Annotated in this window: 18 protein-coding genes and 1 pseudogene; 16 read left to right on the top strand and 3 right to left on the bottom strand. The window is 42.4% G+C overall.

Translation table 11 applies throughout. The features are described from left to right. Positions 1-99: 99 nt before the first annotated feature. Positions 100-291: pseudogene (locus tag RAC86_RS10585) on the top strand (hypothetical protein); the annotation flags it as partial. 219 nt (positions 292-510) lie between these two features. Next, complete coding sequence (locus tag RAC86_RS10590; protein WP_061187360.1) at positions 511-801, top strand: DUF3219 family protein; 291 nt, start codon at positions 511-513, stop codon at positions 799-801. Between the two features lie 120 nt (positions 802-921). Here the strand turns inward: RAC86_RS10590 and RAC86_RS10595 are convergent, their stop codons facing one another. Further along, complete coding sequence (locus tag RAC86_RS10595; RefSeq protein ID WP_003232446.1) at positions 922-1,107, bottom strand: YkvS family protein; 186 nt, start codon at positions 1,105-1,107, stop codon at positions 922-924. Between the two features lie 164 nt (positions 1,108-1,271). Here RAC86_RS10595 and RAC86_RS10600 point away from each other — a divergent pair, with 164 nt between their 5' ends. From RAC86_RS10600 to pfeT, 5 genes are all read left to right on the top strand, one after another. After that, positions 1,272-1,466: a hypothetical protein gene (locus RAC86_RS10600; RefSeq protein ID WP_003218622.1), complete on the top strand. Its 195-nt coding sequence runs from the start codon at positions 1,272-1,274 to the stop codon at positions 1,464-1,466. 298 nt (positions 1,467-1,764) lie between these two features. Further along, a complete protein-coding gene (locus RAC86_RS10605) occupies positions 1,765-2,394 on the top strand; it encodes a cell wall hydrolase (protein WP_061187361.1) in 630 nt (209 codons plus the stop codon). A gap of 117 nt (positions 2,395-2,511) precedes the next feature. Then, positions 2,512-3,849: a sporulation protein YkvU gene (ykvU, locus tag RAC86_RS10610; protein WP_061187362.1), complete on the top strand. Its 1,338-nt coding sequence runs from the start codon at positions 2,512-2,514 to the stop codon at positions 3,847-3,849. Between the two features lie 50 nt (positions 3,850-3,899). Then, positions 3,900-4,397, top strand: a complete 498-nt coding sequence (gene stoA / locus RAC86_RS10615; RefSeq protein WP_072566193.1) for an endospore biogenesis thiol-disulfide oxidoreductase StoA — start codon at positions 3,900-3,902, stop codon at positions 4,395-4,397. 236 nt (positions 4,398-4,633) lie between these two features. Continuing rightward, positions 4,634-6,547 carry a metal-transporting ATPase PfeT gene (pfeT, locus tag RAC86_RS10620; RefSeq protein WP_072566194.1) on the top strand — a complete coding sequence of 638 codons (1,914 nt, stop codon included), beginning with the start codon at positions 4,634-4,636 and terminating at the stop codon, positions 6,545-6,547. A gap of 37 nt (positions 6,548-6,584) precedes the next feature. Here the strand turns inward: pfeT and RAC86_RS10625 are convergent, their stop codons facing one another. Further along, entirely contained in the window at positions 6,585-6,788 is a 204-nt protein-coding gene (locus tag RAC86_RS10625; RefSeq protein WP_014113599.1) for a hypothetical protein, read from the bottom strand. 164 nt (positions 6,789-6,952) lie between these two features. On the opposite strand from RAC86_RS10625, the gene papB reads away from it, so the two are divergent. From papB to splB, 8 genes are all read left to right on the top strand, one after another. Further along, complete coding sequence (gene papB / locus RAC86_RS10630) at positions 6,953-8,047, top strand: di/tri-peptidase (RefSeq protein WP_072566195.1); 1,095 nt, start codon at positions 6,953-6,955, stop codon at positions 8,045-8,047. 281 nt (positions 8,048-8,328) lie between these two features. Beyond that, complete coding sequence (locus tag RAC86_RS10635; protein WP_072566196.1) at positions 8,329-9,294, top strand: LacI family DNA-binding transcriptional regulator; 966 nt, start codon at positions 8,329-8,331, stop codon at positions 9,292-9,294. 62 nt (positions 9,295-9,356) lie between these two features. Beyond that, on the top strand, positions 9,357-10,223 hold the full coding sequence (gene glcT, locus RAC86_RS10640) for a glucose PTS transporter transcription antiterminator GlcT (protein WP_003218635.1): 867 nt from the start codon (positions 9,357-9,359) through the stop codon (positions 10,221-10,223). Positions 10,224-10,452: 229 nt separating this feature from the next. After that, positions 10,453-12,552, top strand: a complete 2,100-nt coding sequence (ptsG, locus tag RAC86_RS10645) for a PTS glucose transporter subunit IIABC (protein WP_061187367.1) — start codon at positions 10,453-10,455, stop codon at positions 12,550-12,552. A gap of 98 nt (positions 12,553-12,650) precedes the next feature. Beyond that, a complete protein-coding gene (locus RAC86_RS10650; RefSeq protein WP_010334034.1) occupies positions 12,651-12,917 on the top strand; it encodes a phosphocarrier protein HPr in 267 nt (88 codons plus the stop codon). Then, positions 12,917-14,629, top strand: coding sequence for a phosphoenolpyruvate--protein phosphotransferase (gene ptsP / locus RAC86_RS10655; RefSeq protein WP_072566197.1), 1,713 nt, complete (start codon positions 12,917-12,919; stop codon positions 14,627-14,629). The genes RAC86_RS10650 and ptsP overlap by 1 nt, the downstream gene beginning before the upstream one ends. A 90-nt stretch (positions 14,630-14,719) precedes the next feature. Further along, positions 14,720-14,959, top strand: coding sequence for a splAB operon transcriptional regulator SplA (gene splA / locus RAC86_RS10660; protein WP_003218644.1), 240 nt, complete (start codon positions 14,720-14,722; stop codon positions 14,957-14,959). A 77-nt stretch (positions 14,960-15,036) separates the two neighbouring features. Continuing rightward, complete coding sequence (splB, locus tag RAC86_RS10665; RefSeq protein ID WP_014113605.1) at positions 15,037-16,065, top strand: spore photoproduct lyase; 1,029 nt, start codon at positions 15,037-15,039, stop codon at positions 16,063-16,065. Positions 16,066-16,079: 14 nt separating this feature from the next. Here splB and RAC86_RS10670 read toward each other — a convergent pair whose 3' ends face one another. Then, positions 16,080-16,760: a GNAT family N-acetyltransferase gene (locus RAC86_RS10670; RefSeq protein ID WP_072182868.1), complete on the bottom strand. Its 681-nt coding sequence runs from the start codon at positions 16,758-16,760 to the stop codon at positions 16,080-16,082. A gap of 134 nt (positions 16,761-16,894) precedes the next feature. Between RAC86_RS10670 and mcpC the strand changes: the two genes are divergently transcribed. After that, positions 16,895-18,862, top strand: a complete 1,968-nt coding sequence (mcpC, locus tag RAC86_RS10675) for a methyl-accepting chemotaxis protein McpC (RefSeq protein ID WP_072566198.1) — start codon at positions 16,895-16,897, stop codon at positions 18,860-18,862. Positions 18,863-18,867: the final 5 nt, after the last annotated feature.

Here is an 18,867-nt window from a genome sequence, read left to right on the forward strand (position 1 = left end):
TGTAATCAATCTCTAAATCTTGGACATACTGAAAAGCATTTAGTACGGGTACAGGTAAAACAATGAGGCCAAGGGTTGAATTCCAAAGGCCCTTGTCCCATGAACAACTTGATTGAATTAATGGACCCGCTGCATTGAAGTATAGGGCAAATTGATCCGTGATCCGTACACAAATGACGGAAAGCCTGGAACAAAGTATGAGAAGATGCTGAGTACCGCATGATGGATCATGACTTGTTAATAATCATTAATATAATTTCTTCTGAAAAATGCAGGGGATTTTTTACATAAAAAAGACGAGTGAATTCGGGGGGGATTCCACTCGCCGCTTTCTAATGAAAAGACGGGATGCTGGATGGCAGCTCGTCTGTTTTATTATAGTTGATCGAACATATGTTTGTAAAGGTGTCTTTTCTAAAGAATTGGTTAACATAATAGGTCAGAACAGATTCATTGTAAACGTTCGCTAAGGTATGCTAAGATGCATGAACTATAAAGGAGTGATATGAAGTGAAGACATTGCGATTAAACGATGTAACGTTAGAAATGGCTGCATATCAAGAGGAGAGCGAGCCGAAGCGCAAAATTGCATTTACCCTAAACGTTACGAGCGAGACTTACCATGATATCGCTGTCCTGTTGTATGAAAAAACGTTTAACGTCGAGGTTCCGGAACGAAATCTTGCCTTCCGGGGGGAAATTACAAATTATTCAACGTCATTGACCAACCTGTATGAAGCAGGTTCTGTCAGCGAGTTCTATATAGAAATAACGGAAACAGACCAAAACGCCGATTCATAATCGGTGTTTTTGATGTAAAAAAGCTGCCGGCCGGCAGCTTTTGAGAAAGCGAATTTCATATGTAAGGTGTTTAATTGTCCGTCTTGCAGTTTTTGCGAATGAATGTGGAAATGAGGAGGTTTAATAGGAGTCTCTGATGATCTTATAATTTTTATGATTAACAACTGTCAATGAATCTAACTCAAGATCCCGATAGTTATCCATAATCGTGACATCAACGATTACAGAATTCTCATTTACTTTTTCAACAACACCGGTTAATCCGTTTTTAAATTCAATGACGTTTCCAACCTTAGCGATTTTCACAAGCTTCCTCTCCTTTAAACATAATAATGCCTTTTGAAAGTATTTTGCAGTATTTTCATTGAGAAGTAAAGCGATAAGGAGTTTTATCTCCCTAATGAATTGTCCTGACGTTATAAAGATGGTATATTGATTTTCGTCAAAAGAAAGAAAAGGGGGAATTTTCGTTGCGTCCCGAAGAGATTACAGAAATGATTGAACAGCTGCGCACCGGCGCAATAAACGAACTGAGAGTCCAGAAAGAGCATTTCCTGGATTTCAGGGCTGTGTTATCTAAACAAGATGATTTTAAACATTTCCGAGGAATTGCCCAGCAAGGCGGAGATGTTATATTTCAATACTTAGAACAGCCAAGAAGCTGAAGGTTTCTCATACGTGAGAAGCCTTTTTATCATATATGACAGAATACAGGCTCTTTATTACACTCAGTTGTAACAGATGTAAACAAAATGTAAAACTCCAAAAATGGATAAACATGTTTTGAATTGACAAGATTTATAGAATTTCAAGCTGTTTTTCTTCCATTAACCAGCCTGTCATCCGGTATATTCCATCCTGATGCCTCCTTGGGAGAGTTGGAAAATCTTTTTCCGTGAAAATGAATGGATCTCTTGTTAAGGTTATGAAGTGTTTTTTTGAGCACTTTAAGGAGGAAACTGTATGACGACGAAATTCACTGCTCTGGCTGTTTTTCTTCTTTGTTTCATGCCTGCAGCAAAAATTGAACATACACAAGCTTCACTACTGAGCACAAAGAAGACAAAACATGAAGAAGCGAAATGGCTTACACATATAGATCAAGACAGAGACGAATCTTTCCCTTCACTGTCTGCTGATAAGGACCAGAAAAAAATAAAGCCGATCAAGCTATCAGCACACACTGAAAAGAAAGAGAAAGACAAGCCGGCCAAAACAACTGAAAAGAAAGAAACATATACACAGTCTGAAAAAGATCTGCTGTCCCGTCTCGTTCACGCAGAGGCTAAGGGAGAATCCTATAAAGGCAAGGTCGCCGTAGCAAGCGTTGTGCTGAACAGAACGGAGAAAAAAGGTTTTCCTGATACAATTAGAGGGGTTATTTATCAGAAAAACGCCTTTGAACCGGTTGCAAACGGAAGCATTAATCAAAAGCCTGATAAAGAATCGATTGCTGCTGCTGAAGAAGCGCTGTCCTCAAAAAATAGAGAAACAGATGCCATATTTTTTTATAATCCGAAAACAGCGTCAGATGATTGGATTCGTTCAAGGAAAATCATAGAAAAAATCGGCAGGCACGTTTTTGCCATCTAAGCATAGAAGAGACAATTTGTCTCAGCTGTGCTTTTTTACATATAAAGAGTAAAAATAAAATAATTTTTGAACTTGTCTCATATGATGTTGGTAGTACAAGAGACAAGGAGAGACATCATGAATCGATTTGTGAAAGGGATCATTCTTTTATCCATTGCCGCCTTTTTCGCTGAATGCCTTGAATTTGTCGTGAATATGATTTTGGCGCGGGAGCTTGGCGAGCACGGGATGGGGCTTTACATGAGTATTTTGCCCACGATCTTTTTAATTATAGTCATCGCAAGCCTGGAACTGCCGATCTCAATTTCTAAATTCATTGCCGAATCAAACCCTAAGCTTCATGAAAGCATGCTGAGGCACGCATTCAGAATGACGGTCGTTTTTACAGCGTTTTCTACTGCTGCTGCCAGTATTGCGCTTCCGTTTATTCCGGTATTTGATACATACCACCCGTTTATTAAAGGGATTGTCATCGGCTTAATTCCTATTGTCGCCTTTACTTCAATCGCCAGGGGCTATTTTATGGGTGTACAAAAAATGGGGAAGATCGCAATCGCCAATGTGCTGAAAAAAATCATCCAGCTCTTGTGCTTATTCCTCTTTTTTCAATGGTATTCATTTGAATTAGATATGGCTGTGCTGATTTCCTTGTTTGTCCTCGTCGTGAGTGATGTGGTTGTGCTTGTTTATTTATATTCACAATTTATCATGGCGAGGCGGGCGGTATCCGGCCAGCAGCACATTCATTTGCGCGGAAAGGATGTAAGAAAAAGACTGCTTGCCGTTTCCATTCCTACAACAGGGCTGCGCATTTTTCATGCGGTTGTCAATGCGATTGAACCCTTTTTAGTAAAAGGAGCGCTTTTGGCTGCAGGCGTTGCCGGGACAGCGGCGATCGATCAATATGGAATGCTGGCCGGTGTGGCTGTGACGATAGGGTCGTTCCCTGCATTTATTGCCCATTCGTTAATGGTTGTCATGATACCGAGTATCTCGGAAGCTTATGCGCTTTCGCAATATGACGTCGTATTAAAAAGACTGAAGCAGTCGATTTTCATTACGTTTGGCTACGGCATACCGTCCGTCTGGATCATGTTCCAGTTTGCGGGACCGCTCACACATTTGTTTTTTCACTCCCCCGAAGCGCAGTATTACTTGCAGCTGTTGTGGCCTTACTTTCTCTTTCATCTGTTTGTCATGCCGCTGCAGGCGTGCTTAATCGGGATGGGGTTTGTTAAAGAAGCTTTTTATCACAATGTCTGGAGCCATATCGTGGCCCTAAGTATGATGTATGTGCTGGGATCAATGGAGAATTTGCAAATGCTCGGGATTATCCTAGGGATGAACACTGGCATGATTTTGCTGACGAGCCTTCACTATACACAGATTTGCAAAGTGCTGCGGGTATCTGTTTTCCTTACGGGAGGAAGCAGAACGCCGCGAATTGAAGGATGATAAAGAAAAAGCAGGGGCAAGCTAATTGAAAAGCATGAAAGGAAGATTCCATGTTGACGAAGCGCTTGCTTACTGTATGCCTTATGTTATTGGGGATGATTGCATGGTTTCCTGATGTGGCAGCCGCTGGGAATAAACAGCCTGCAGTTCCCGCTGTTTTTCTTATGAAAACGATAGAAGGGGAGGATATCTCGATCCCGCATAAAGGGCAAAAAACCATCCTGCATTTTTGGACATCTTGGTGTCCGCCCTGCAAAAAGGAGCTTCCCCAGTTTCAATCGTTTTATAATGCCCATCAATCCGACGGCGTAAAGCTGGTAACGGTGAATTTAGTGAACTCAGAACAAAATCAGCAAGCCGTTGAAGACTTTATTAAAGCAAACAAGCTGACGTTTCCGATCGTTCTTGACTCAAAAGGAGAATTGATGAAGGAGTATCATATCATCACGATCCCAACATCATTTTTGCTGAATGAAAAGGGAGAAATTGAAAAAACAAAAATTGGCCCGATGACGGCGGAACAACTGAAAGAATGGACGGAAGAATAGGCTGAGAGCATAGACTCTCAGCTTTTTTCATGTAGTGAAGAATTGGATAAATATTAATGATAATTATTATCAAGAAGAAATTAAAATAATTATAATTGAAATTCTCATTGCGCATGCTATAATAAAGGAAGACATCAAGAAATAACTGACGATAAAGCTGCCTTTTGGGCGGCAATTTTGTTTTTATAAGAGAAATGATGATGATTTACGTTCTCAATTAGAGAGGAGAATTTGATATGAATGAACAAGTTATCGTTCAACACGATCCGCATGAGCCATTAAAAACAGAGCAGAGAGAAAAAAACTGGGCACAGCATGCGGAGCTTATCGCAGCACTCGTGTCAGGCGCTCTTATTTTGGCAGGCTGGCTCTTATCCGGACATCAAGTATTATCAATAACACTTTACTTGCTGGCTTTTGTGATCGGCGGATTTGCTAAAGCAAAGGAAGGAATTGAAGAAACGGTCGAATCCAAAACGCTGAATGTAGAACTTTTAATGATTTTCGCTGCAATTGGTTCCGCCTTGATCGGATACTGGGCGGAAGGTGCTATTTTAATATTTATTTTTTCCTTAAGCGGAGCTTTAGAAACATACACGATGAATAAAAGCAGCAGAGATTTAACATCTTTAATGCAGCTTGAGCCTGAAGAAGCAACGCTGATGGTCAATGGTGAAACCAAAAGAGTACCGGTATCGGACTTGCAGGCCGGTGATATGATTGTGATCAAACCCGGAGAACGTGTAGCGGCAGACGGTATCATTGAATCGGGCTCAACAAGCATTGATGAGTCAGCATTAACAGGTGAATCAATGCCTGTAGAAAAAAACACCGGTGACGCTGTATTTACGGGAACTGTGAATCGCAACGGCTCCTTGACCGTCCGTGTCACGAAAGCAAATGAAGATTCGTTATTCAGAAAAATTATCAAACTGGTTGAATCTGCGCAAAGCAGTGTTTCGCCCGCACAAGCTTTCATCGAGCGATTTGAAAATGCTTATGTAAAAGGTGTGCTGATCGTGGTGGGGCTCTTGTTATTCGTGCCGCACTTTGCGCTGGGCTGGAGCTGGAGTGAAACCTTCTACCGCGCAATGGTGTTTATGGTTGTCGCTTCACCTTGTGCGCTTGTCGCTTCTATTATGCCGGCAGCTTTGTCCTTGATTTCAAATGGCGCCCGCAACGGTATGCTTGTGAAAGGCAGCGTCTTCCTTGAACAGCTGGGCTCTGTGCAAATGATCGCCTTTGATAAAACGGGCACTGTAACAAAAGGCCAGCCTGCCGTTGAGACGATTAGAATTGCAAAAGGATTCAGTGAAGCGGAAGTGCTTGAGGCCGTCTATGCAATCGAAACGCAATCAAGCCATCCGCTTGCTCAAGCAATAACAACGTACGCTGAAAGCCGCGGCGTAAATCAGTCCGGCTACATATCTATAGAAGAAACATCAGGGTTTGGCGTTATGGCAGAAGTGTCGGGCGCGAAATGGAAGATCGGTAAGGCGGGTTTTATCGGCGAGGAAATGGCAGCACAATTTATAAAACAAACAGCATCAGATATCATTCAAAGCGGCCATACGATTGTATTTGTGAAAAAGGATGACCAAATAGCTGGCTGTATCGCACTGAAAGATCAAATCAGGCCCGAAGCAAAAGAGGTCATGGAAGAATTGAACCAACTTGGCATTAAAACGGCCATGCTGACAGGGGATCATGAGGACACGGCTCAAGCGATAGCGAAGGAAGCCGGAATGACAACTGTTGCTGCAGAATGCTTGCCTGACCAAAAAGTGAATGAAATCAAACGGTTAAAAGAAGAATTCGGAACGATTGCAATGGTCGGTGACGGAATCAATGATGCGCCGGCACTTAAAGCGGCGGATGTAGGCATTGCAATGGGCGGGGGAACAGATGTCGCTCTTGAGACCGCTGATATGGTACTCATGAAAAACGATTTGAAAAAGCTCGTAAACATGTGCCGCTTGTCACGGAAAATGAACAGGATTATCAAACAAAATATCGTGTTTTCTCTAGCTGTGATCTGCTTGCTGATTTGTGCAAACTTTTTGCAGGTGATGGAATTGCCATTTGGCGTGATCGGTCATGAGGGAAGTACAATTTTGGTGATCTTAAACGGGTTAAGACTCCTAAAATAAAATCAGCAGTCCAATTGGGCTGCTGGTTTTTTATGTATCAAGCTTTTCCTTCTTTTTTGTCTTTATCGGATCTTTTCGTAACCATGATGAGAGCAAGGATGCAGCATAGGCACCCCGCTGCACAGCCGATGATAGAGCTGTAATAATAAAAATCGACCATCTTCATACCGATAAAAGGAGCGGAAATTCCCAAAACCGTTAAGAGCATAACTGCTTTTCGTCTGAAAAAATTCATCAGCAAAACGGAACAACTCCCTACGCTTGAACTCTACTGTCAGTATACAGGAAGCGGGGCAGGAAATAAAATGGATCGAAAACGAAGGTGCCGCGGAAGGCAAACACCTGTAAAACCTGTTACAATGAAAGACAGAACAAAGCATTGCAAATGGCAGGGAGGAACTAGAAGTGAATAGAATACAACGCGTCTCTTCATGGCTGAAGGAAGCGGGGCATACTGCCGCATTTATTCATACGAAAGAGAATGTTTTTTACTTAACCGGTTTTTACACAGAGCCGCATGAAAGATTAATGGGGTTATTTATTTTCCAAGAAGAGGAGCCTTTCTTTGTTTGTCCTGGAATGGAAGCAAACCAGGCCCGCAACGCAGGCTGGAATCATGAAATCATTGGTTATGCGGATCATGAAAATCCGTGGGAGATGATAGAGAAAGCCTTGAAAAAGCGAAATATCAGCATACATACACTCGCGGTAGAAAAGGATTCAATCTCACTATCACGCGCAGAACAACTGAAGCATTCAGTGGGCGGGGCTCAATTTGTTTCAGCAGAAGAAACACTCAATCAATTTCGCCTGATGAAAGACGACAATGAAATTCGTTTGCTGAAAGAGGCGGCAAAGCTTGCTGATTACGGTGTTGAAGTCGGCACAGCCGCTTTGCGTGAAGGCATCAGTGAAGTGGAAGTGCTCGCTCAAATCGAGTATGAGCTGAAGAAAAAAGGAATTCAGGGCATGTCTTTCTCCACAATGGTTTTATTTGGAGAAAAATCAGGCCAGCCTCATGGAAATCCGGGTACAGCCACGTTGAAGAAAGGTGATTTTGTTTTATTTGATCTCGGTGTTATTCTTGATGGCTATTGCTCTGATATTACAAGAACGTTTGCATACAAGACCATCAATCCGAAGCAAGAGGAGATTTATGAGACCGTGCTTCAAGCGGAAAAAGCCGCGATTGAAGCAAGTAAACCCGGTGTCAGAATTGGAGATCTGGATTTAACTGCCCGCGGAATTATTGAAAAAGCGGGGTACGGAGATTATTTTCCTCACCGGCTGGGACACGGACTCGGGATTTCTGTCCATGAGTACCCATCAATGAGTCAAGCCAACGATACACTGCTGCAGGAAGGCATGGTCTACACGATCGAACCGGGGATTTATGTGCCTGAGATCGGCGGCGTGCGCATTGAGGATGACGTTCATGTAACAAAGGACGGAGCGGTTGCTCTGACCCAGTATCCAAAGGAATTAACCATACTGCCGTAACTGGAAATAAAAAAGGACTTTGTTCTCGACATCGTCCTTTTTTATCTGCATTAAATAAAAAAATCATCAAATGTTCGAAAGGGTTTAATTTCATGTTTTTGGTTGAGAGGTTTTACTGCAAGACAGCTGCCGCCAAGAACAGTCAGACATAATCCAATTAAAATGAAGAAACCCATGTGATCTTCTCCTTTCAGCTAAAAGTACAAAATATGTCTGGTATGTTCATATCATATTGTATGAAACGCATTCCATATCAAGGGAATTTAGAAAGAAGGGAATCTATGGCTAATATTAAAGACATTGCAGAAAAAGCCGGTGTCTCCGTTACAACGGTTTCCCGAGTCATAAACAATCACCCTTATGTCAGTGAAGACAAAAGAAATAGAGTGCTTGAGGCGATGAAAGCATTGGAGTACACGAGAAATATCCATGCCGTGCATTTGTCGAAAGGATTTTCAAACATGATTGGCGTTGTCTTGCCGACGATTAATCTGCCTTATTTTGCAGAGCTGATTGCAGGAATAGCCGACGCAGCCGCGGAATCCGGGTTTCACCTCTCTTTATTCCAAACAAATTATGATGTACAGAAAGAAATCTTTGCGCTGACCCAATTAAAGCAGCGCCAGGTTGACGGGTTAATTTTTTGCTCAAAGGCGCTTGCTGATGAGAAACTCATGGAATGGGAGGGACCGATATTGCTTTGCCAGAATTCAGATATCGGCCGTTTTCCAACCATCAGCATTCCTCACCAACAAGCATTCCGGTACGGCTTGGACTATTTAATTGCCAAAAGGCATAAAAAAATAGCCATCTGTTTGGCAAGAAAAAAAGGCATGAACAGCCATTTTCGAATCAAAGCCTATAAAGAAGCATTGGAAGAGATCGGAGAGGCATTTCATGAAGACTGGGTGGTTGAGAAAGCGATTACAATTAATGATGGCAAAGCGCTTTTTCATAAGTGGAAAAAGTGGAAGGAAAAGCCGACGGCTATTTTCGTTGCCAATGATCAAGTTTCAGCAGGGCTTTTACTTGAAGCAAAGGCCCATCTGGTATCGGTACCGGATGAGCTTGCCATCTTAAGCGTTGATAACCATGAAATCAGCCAATCACTTGGTATCACAACGATCGATATTCAAACAAAGGAAATGGGAAAGCAGGCGTTTGCCATGCTGGAAAAAAGAATTCAGGGACAGCCTATTGAAAGGAAGGTTCTGGATTACCGTCTCATCGAAAGATCGACTGTTTAGTGAAAGCGTTGAAAAAAGGTTTGACGTGCATTCCGTTCGTTATGTACGATATGAGGTATTGAATGACAAAGGAGCTGAGGATCGTGAATGGGTCCTTCACAGTGAAAAAGGTACTGAATAATAACGTCTTAATTGCTTCTCATCATAAATACAGCGAAGTCGTTTTAATCGGAAAAGGTATTGGTTTCGGAAAAAAACAAGATGATGTCATTGAAGATAAAGGCTACGATAAAATGTTCATTTTAAAGGACGAGAAGGAACAAAAGCAGTTTAAAAAGCTCCTTGACTATGTTGATGAAAAGCTCGTTGATATTTCAAACGATGTTATCTATCACATCAGTAATAGGACAAACCACTCATTAAATGAACATATTCACATTGCACTGACAGACCATATCGCATTTGCGATCAAAAGGCAGCAGCAGGGCTTTGATATGAAAAATCCATTTTTAATGGAGACTCAGTCACTTTATCCTGAAGAATACCAAATCGCCAAAGAAGTCATAGATATGATCAATGAAAAAGCGGGAATCTGCCTTCCGGAAGGGGAGATCGGCTTTATTGCTCTGCATATCCATTCAGCTCTGACAAACCGTCCGCTGTCCGAGGTCAATCAGCATTCGCAGCTGATGGCACAGCTTGTTGAGGTGATTGAAGACTCGTTTCAAATGAAAGTAAACAAGGAAAGTGTCAACTATTTGCGGCTGATCCGGCATATCAGATTTACAATAGAAAGAATCAAAAAAGAAGAACCGACTAAAGAACCAGAAAAATTAATGTTGTTATTGAAAAATGAATATCCGCTATGCTACAATACAGCTTGGAAATTGATTAAAATCTTGCAGCAAACATTGAAGAAACCAGTTCATGAGGCGGAAGCGGTTTACCTGACGCTTCATCTGTACCGATTAACCAATAAAATTTCATAAATTCAGTTTATCCTTATAACGTGTTACTGATCCGATCAGGCATGAGTGATTGAGGGGAAAAAACGGGAAGTCCATTCTCGTTCTTTTGCGCACCCAATTTTGCTCATGCCCTTTTTGTTGTGTAAAAGGGCAAATGTAAACGGTTAAACTGGAAGACTTACGCCTGTGAATTCGTTGTCATGATTTTTAGCTGTAAGGTCAGACTAGTAAAAAGAGGAGGTCAATTCTTATGTTTAAAGCATTATTCGGCGTTCTTCAAAAAATTGGGCGTGCGCTTATGCTTCCAGTTGCGATCCTTCCGGCTGCGGGGATTTTGCTTGCGATCGGGAATGCGATGCAAAATAAGGACATGATTCAGGTCCTGCATTTCTTGAGCAATGACAATATTCAGCTCGTAGCGGGTGTTATGGAAAGCGCTGGGCAGATTGTTTTTGATAACCTTCCGCTTCTATTCGCAGTAGGTGTAGCCATCGGGCTTGCCAACGGTGATGGAGTTGCAGGGATTGCAGCAATTATCGGTTATCTGGTGATGAACGTATCCATGAGTGCGGTTCTTCTTGCAAACGGAACCATTCCTTCCGATTCAATCGAAAGAGCCAAGTTCTTCACGGAAAACCATCCTGCATATGTAAACATGCTTGGTATACCTACCTTGGCGACAGGTGTGTTCGGCGGTATTATCGTCGGTGTGTTAGCTGCATTATTGTTCAACAAATTTTACACAATTGAACTGCCGCAATATCTTGGTTTCTTTGCGGGTAAACGTTTTGTTCCAATTGTGACGTCAATTTCTGCACTGATTCTGGGTCTTATTATGTTAGTGATCTGGCCTCCGATCCAGCATGGATTGAATGCCTTTTCAACAGGATTAGTGGAAGCGAATCCAACCCTTGCTGCATTTATCTTCGGGGTGATTGAACGTTCGCTTATTCCATTCGGTTTGCACCACATTTTCTATTCGCCGTTCTGGTATGAATTCTTCAGCTATAAGAGTGCAGCAGGGGAAATCATCCGCGGGGATCAGCGTATCTTTATGGCGCAGATTAAAGACGGCGTACAGTTAACAGCAGGTACGTTCATGACAGGTAAATATCCATTTATGATGTTCGGTCTGCCTGCTGCGGCGCTTGCGATTTATCATGAAGCAAAACCACAAAACAAAAAACTCGTTGCAGGTATTATGGGTTCAGCGGCCTTGACATCCTTCTTAACAGGGATCACAGAGCCATTGGAATTCTCATTCCTATTCGTTGCCCCTGTCTTGTTTGCGATTCACTGTGTGTTTGCGGGACTTTCATTCATGGTCATGCAGCTGTTGAATGTTAAGATTGGTATGACATTCTCCGGCGGTTTAATTGACTACTTCCTATTCGGTATTTTACCGAACCGGACGGCATGGTGGCTTGTTATCCCTGTCGGCTTGGGACTTGCGGTCATTTACTACTTCGGATTCCGATTTGCGATCCGCAAATTTAATCTGAAAACACCGGGACGCGAGGATGCTACGGAAGAAACAGCAGCATCTGGGAAAACTGGTGAAGCAGGAGATCTTCCTTATGAGATCCTGCAGGCAATGGGTGACCAGGAAAACATTAAACACCTTGATGCTTGTATCACTCGTCTTCGTGTGACTGTAAACGATCAGAAAAAGGTTGATAAAGACCGTCTGAAACAGCTCGGTGCATCCGGGGTGCTGGAAGTCGGCAACAACATTCAAGCTATTTTCGGACCGCGTTCTGACGGTTTAAAAACACAAATGCAAGACATCATTGCGGGACGCAAGCCAAGACCTGAACCTACAACATCTGCTCAAGAGGAAGTAGGGCAGCAGGTTGAGGAAGTCATTGCAGAACCGCTGCAAAATGAAATTGGCGAGGAAGTCTTTGTTTCTCCGATTGCTGGGGAAATTCACCCGATTACTGATGTTCCTGACCAAGTCTTCTCAGGAAAAATGATGGGTGACGGTTTTGCGATTCTCCCTTCTGAAGGCATTGTCGTATCACCGGTTCGAGGAAAAATTCTAAATGTGTTCCCGACGAAACATGCGATCGGCCTGCAATCCGACGGCGGAAGAGAAATTTTGATCCACTTTGGTATTGATACTGTCAGCCTGAAGGGCGAAGGATTTACATCTTTCGTATCAGAAGGAGACCGCGTTGAGCCTGGACAAAAGCTTCTTGAAGTTGATCTGGACGCAGTCAAACCGAATGTACCGTCTCTCATGACACCGATTGTGTTTACGAACCTTGCTGAGGGAGAAACAGTCAGCATTAAAGCAAGCGGCTCAGTCAACAGAGAGCAAGAAGACATTGTGAAGATTGAAAAATAAGGGTATATAGTACGCTGTGCTTGTCAGATGACAAGTACGGCTGTATGATATAATATTGTGAAGTAATAAAGCTTTAAGTTAAAAGGAGAATGATAAAAATGGCACAAAAAACATTCAAAGTAACTGCAGATTCTGGAATTCACGCTCGTCCTGCGACAGTTCTTGTACAAACTGCAAGCAAATACGACGCTGACGTTAATTTAGAATATAACGGCAAAACAGTTAACCTTAAATCTATCATGGGTGTTATGTCTCTAGGTATCGCTAAAGGCGCTGAGATCACAATCTCTGCAGCTGGCGCTGACGAAAACGATGCTCTTAACGCTTTAGAAGAAACAATGAAAAGCGAAGGACTCGGCGAGTAATGCAAGAATTAAAAGGGATTGGTGCTTCAGCCGGCATCGCGATTGCAAAAGCGTACCGGCTTGAAGAGCCAGATTTAACGGTTGAAAAGAAAAACATCTCTGATTCTGAAGCGGAAGTAAGCCGTTTTGAAGAAGCGATTGCACGTTCTAAAGAAGAGCTCGAAAAAATCAAAGAGCATGCTTTGAAAGAACTGGGTCAGGATAAAGCTGATATTTTTTCTGCTCACCTTTTAGTTCTCAGTGACCCTGAGCTTCTGAATCCTGTGAAAGAAAAAATCAGCTCTGATTCTGTGAACGCTGAATTCGCTTTAAAAGAAACGTCTTCTATGTTCGTTACCATGTTTGAATCAATGGACAACGAATATATGAAAGAGCGTGCGGCAGATATCCGCGACGTAACAAAACGCGTAACCGGCCACCTGCTTGGCGTTGAAATTCCAAACCCAAGCATGATTTCAGAAGAGGTTATTATTGTAGCTGAAGACTTAACACCGTCTGACACAGCTCAATTAAACCGTGAGTTCGTTAAAGGATTCACAACTGATATCGGCGGACGCACATCGCACTCTGCCATCATGGCGCGTTCTCTTGAGATTCCTGCAGTTGTTGGAACGAAAGCGGCTACAGACACGATCCAAAACGGCGTGACTGTTATCGTTGACGGTATTAATGGCGATGTCATTATCGATCCTTCTGCGGAAACTGTAAAAGAGTATGAAGAAAAACATAATGCTTATTTGGCTCAAAAAGCAGAGTGGGCGAAGCTGGTCAATGAACCGACTGTCTCAAAAGACGGACATCATGTAGAGCTTGCAGCTAACATCGGTACTCCTGATGATGTGAAAGGCGTTCTTGAAAACGGCGGAGAAGCAGTTGGTCTTTACCGTACAGAATTCCTTTACATGGGAAGAGATCAGCTGCCTACAGAAGATGAGCAGTTTGATGCTTACAAAACGGTTCTTGAGCGTATGGAAGGAAAATCAGTTGTCGTGCGGACACTTGATATCGGCGGAGACAAAGAGCTTCCTTACCTGCAGCTTCCTAAAGAAATGAACCCGTTCTTGGGATACAGAGCGATTCGTCTTTGCCTTGAAGAGCAAGAAATCTTCAGAACACAGCTTCGCGCGCTGCTTCGTGCAAGTACATACGGAAACCTGAAAATCATGTTCCCTATGATTGCGACAGTTAACGAATTCAAAGAAGCAAAAGCGATTCTTCTTGAAGAGAAAGAAAAGCTTGTAAAAGCGGGACAGGCTGTATCTGACGATATTGAAGTCGGTATGATGGTTGAAATTCCGTCAACTGCAGTCATCGCTGATCAGTTTGCTAAAGAAGTTGATTTCTTCAGTATTGGAACAAACGATTTGATCCAATACACAATGGCAGCTGACCGTATGAATGAACGTGTATCTTACCTGTATCAGCCATACAACCCAGCAATCCTTCGTTTAATTACACTCGTAATTGAAGCGGCACACAAAGAAGGAAAATGGGTTGGCATGTGCGGAGAAATGGCAGGAGACGAGATTGCGATCCCGATCCTTCTTGGCTTAGGCTTAGATGAGTTCTCAATGAGCGCAACTTCAATCCTTCCGGCAAGAACACAAATCAGCAAATTGTCTAAACAAGAAGCTGAGTCATTCAAAGAGAAAATCTTATCTATGAGCACGACAGAAGAAGTTGTCGCGTTCGTAAAAGAAACATTCAAGTAATGTCCAAAAACCAGACGGCCTCCGGCCTGTCTGGTTTTTTTCATAAGTAAAGGTATAGAAGGGCACAATAACATGGCTAGGAGGGATAGTATGTCAAACCAATTTAACGCAGGAGATACAGTTTACGTGATCTACAGAAATCCGCACGCCGCCAATGTTGCCCATATAAAGGAAGCTGAAATTGTGCACCATCCATACCATGAAGGCGAGCTTTCACTGTTTATTTATGAAACCTATCATCCGTTTGCAGAGGATGATGCTGTATTTGCAAGCTATGAAGAAGCTAAATCACTCTACAAAGAACTATTTGATATCGATCCGTATGAGTAACAAGGAAATCATTACAACTCATATCCTTTCCGCCTTAAGAGAAAAGTAACGTTAGTAAAGGAAAAGGATGTGGCATTATGCAGAACCCATTTGTTCCTCAGCTTGTGTATATTGAACCGAGAGCGCTGGAATATCCGCTGGCCCAAGAATTACAAGATAAATTTGAGAAAATGGGCATTGAAATCAGAGAAACGACATCCCACAATCAAGTTCGTAATATTCCTGGAAAAAACCATCTTCAGCAATATCGCAACGCGAAGTCAACTTTAGTCATTGGTGTCCGGAAAACATTAAAGTTTGATTCTTCTAAACCTTCGGCTGAATATGCCATTCCGTTTGCAACAGGCTGCATGGGGCATTGCCATTACTGCTACCTGCAAACAACAATGGGATCAAAGCCGTATATCAGAACCTATGTAAACGTCGAAGAGATTTTGGATCAGGCAGATAAGTATATGAAGGAGCGCGCACCAGAATTCACAAGGTTCGAGGCCTCATGTACGTCAGATATTGTAGGAATCGATCATCTGACACACACGCTGAAGCGCGCCATTGAACATTTTGGGCAAAGTGACCTCGGAAAGCTCAGATTTGTAACGAAATTCCATCATGTCGATCACCTATTAGATGCAAAGCATAACGGGAAAACGAGATTCAGATTCAGTATTAATGCCGATTATGTGATTAAGAACTTTGAGCCGGGAACCTCACCTCTTGATAAGCGGATAGAAGCGGCAGTAAAAGTTGCAAAAGCAGGATACCCGCTAGGCTTTATTGTTGCGCCGATTTATATTCATGAAGGCTGGGAAGAAGGATACAGACATCTATTTGAAAAGCTTGATGCTGCTTTGCCGCAGGACGTTAGACATGATATTACTTTTGAATTAATTCAGCACCGTTTTACAAAACCGGCCAAACGAGTGATAGAGAAGAATTATCCGAAGACGAAGCTCGAATTAGATGAGGAAAAGCGTCGTTATAAATGGGGCCGTTACGGGATCGGAAAGTATATTTATCAGAAAGATGAAGAGCATGAACTTCGGGAAACGCTTGAATCCTATATTGATACCTATTTCCCTAACGCGAAAATTGAATATTTCACTTAAACGGGCTGTTGTGATCAACAGCTCGTTTTTTTATAAAAAGGATTTTTCCATTCCATTAAAACGCCGAAATTCAATGATTCTTTATCGTCTAAATAATTGCTGACTACTCGAATCGGTGAACGGCCGCAATGGAGAAGAAAGGACAGCACAGGGTCTTTTTTCTTGCCCTCCATTACATCTTCAACGTATTGAACAGCGCTGATCTCGTGTGAGTATTTATGATAAAAAGGAATGCGTCCGCCGCCGAGCAGGCGCTCCAGCCGCTTGTCAACAGTCAGCTCATACATCGTATTCATCAGCCATTTTCCGATTCCAAGCTTTCGATAATGAGGAGAAACAGAAATATCTACTACATATAAAGTATTTCCGTGAGGATCATGATTTTTAATAGATCCGTTATCTGTTGCCTGCACCCATGTATGGTCAGGAGATTCAGGCTCAAAATGTATGATAAGGGCAGTCATAGAACCGACAATTCTGCCATTGACCAGCGCGCATAAAGCGCCTTCCGGAAAGGTTTTGATATGGCTGTCAAGCTGTTCCTCCGACCATAGCAATTCCTGTGGGAACGGAGGAGGGAAACATTCTCTTTGAAGAGAAATCAGCCCCTTTACGTCAGTTTCAGTATAGTTTCTGATGGTCAGGGTCTCAAATTTTCTGCCGTTGTGCACATACATTTGTTTTAGTATGATCATCACCCTCCTTATATTGTTTCATTATAACGAAGATTGAATTTTCGGTAAATATATTCCGTTTTTCATATAATTTATTTTTTGATTATTCATTTTTTAAACGAAAGGGCCGATATAGAAATTAGGAGGGGATTGGTTTGTTTAAAAAACTTCACATGAAGATTGCTGTTTTTGTTTCAATCATGTTAATCGTCACAGTTGTTCTTTTAATGCTGTCTTCTTATTTGACGCTAAAACCGATGATTACAGAGGATGGGAAAAATACAACTCAAAACGTGACACAGTCACTTGAACAAAATATTGAATTGCAATTAAAGAGTTATGCCATTTCGTTATCAAGATTGGCTAATGGGGAATTAACTCATACATTTGTAACAAAACCAAGTAAAGCAGCTTCTCGGCTATTTAACGATGACATTAAACAAATCAAAGATAACGATGATTATGTTGCGATGGCTTATGTTGGCACCGCAAAAAAAGAAATGTTTACATATCCGAAAGCCGATTTTGCCGATGATTATGATCCAACAACAAGACCATGGTATAAGCTTGCAGCTGAAACCCCGGGTCAAGTCGTTTGGACGCAACCTTATAAAGATGTCGTGACGGGAGACATGATTGTCACTGCATCGAAAGCGGTCCTTGACGGGCAAAAAGTGATCGGGGTTGCCAGCTACGACTTGAAACTCTCTGCTATCCAGAGTATGGTCAATAAGCAAAAGGTGCCTTACAATGGATTTGCCTTTTTAGCTGATGCCAGCGGCAATCTTTTAGCACACCCGTCAAACCAAGGAAAAAATATATCAAAGGATCAAACACTGAAAACCATTGCATCTGAGAAAAAAGGGATACAGGATGAAAATGGGAAAATGGTTGTGTACCAAACGATTGGGGAAACGGGCTGGAAAGTCGGAACGCAATTTGATACCGATAAATTAATGTGGATTTCAGATAAAATGAATCGGGCGAATCTTTGGATATCACTGATTGCGCTTATCATAACAATTATTCTCAGCTACTTTCTGGCCAAAACGATAACCGGTCCGATACAGCAGCTGATCGCAAAAACGAAGGCAGTTTCCGCGGGCGATTTAACAGTGCACGCAGAATCAAAATCCAAGGATGAAGTCGGTATTTTAACAAAAGACTTTAATCAGATGGTTGAAAATATGAAGGAAATGGTTGAGCAAGTGAGACTCTCTTCAGGGAAAGTATCTGATACCTCTGAGCAATTATCGGCTGTTTCTGCGGAAACAAATGAAACAAGCGGACAAATTGCAAAAGCGATTGAAGAAGTAGCCGCTGGGGCATCAGAACAGGCTTCTGAAGTCGAGACCATTAACGAAAAATCAGAAAGCCTGTCAACGAAAATCAGGCAAATTGCTGAGGAGGCAGGCAGAATTAAAGAACGGTCAAAATCGTCTGAGGATGCAAGCTATAAAGGACTTGACGCGCTCGGCCAGCTACTGATGAAGTCAAACGAAGCCAACATGGAAACGAAAAAGGTTGAAACGATGTTGCTTGATTTGGAAAATCAAACAAAGAATATTGAAGAAGTCGTTACAGCGATTTCGAATATTTCTGATCAAACCAACTTGCTTGCCTTAAATGCCAGCATTGAGGCAGCCAGAGCCGGAGAAAGCGGACGCGGCTTTGCCGTCGTAGCCGATGAAGTGCGGAAGCTTGCTGAGCAATCAGCCCTTTCTACAAAGCATATCAGCGAGACTGTGAAGCTTATCCAGCTTGAGACAAAAGAGGCCTCTCACGCCATGGTTGAGGCAAGCAGAATGAATGATGAACAAAACAGTGCCATTCATGAGACAGGAGAGGTATTAAACACGATAACCGCGGAAATGCAATCGCTGGTACAAGGCATTGATCACATTTACGAAGAAATTCAAAGAATGAGTGAAGAACAGCTCGCGATTTCTGAAGCCATTCAAAGCATTTCAGCCATATCGCAGGAATCGGCTGCCGCAGCAGAGGAAGTGAACGCATCAACCGATGAACAGCTGATCACTCTTGATAAAGTCAAACACTCAACGGAGACGTTAAAACATGCAAGCCAAGAGCTTATGAACACAATTGCGAAATTCACATTGTAATCCAA

It is taken from the genome of Bacillus sp. LR_5 (genome assembly GCF_042709275.1).